The sequence below is a fragment of the Kitasatospora sp. SC0581 genome (assembly GCF_048159585.1).
Classification (GTDB): Bacteria; Actinomycetota; Actinomycetes; order Streptomycetales; family Streptomycetaceae; genus Kitasatospora.
The window spans coordinates 1-334 of record NZ_JBLRWA010000288.1; the positions used below are offsets into that span (position 1 = coordinate 1).

The 334-nt window shown below is 74.0% G+C and carries 1 pseudogene; it reads right to left on the minus strand.

What is annotated here, in order from left to right:
- Window positions 1–122, minus strand: a pseudogene (locus ACLWS4_RS38130) (3-oxoadipyl-CoA thiolase); the annotation flags it as partial.
- Window positions 123–334: the final 212 nt, after the last annotated feature.

The window sequence follows — 334 nt, forward strand, 5'->3', positions numbered from 1 at the left end:
TCCACGAGGGCCCGGACGACGTGGCCCGCGAGGTCGTCGGGTCGTACCGGGGCGAGCGCGCCCCCGAACTTCCCGATCGGGGTGCGGACGGCGTCGACGATGTAGACGTCGCGGATGCTCATCGGTTCTCTCCCACGTGGCCTTCGGAACGACTCTGTTCGTCTGGCGGCGGGTCTTCGGCCCCGGAGGGCGTCCGACCCGGCGCGCGCGCAGAGTCTCTGCCCGTCGGACCGCCCTGTCAACGGGCCCCTTCCGGCGGGACGCCCCAGGTCAGTCGCGTCCCGCGGGCCGGACGAGGGCCGTGAGGCCGTAGTCGAGCTCGCGGCCGTCGACG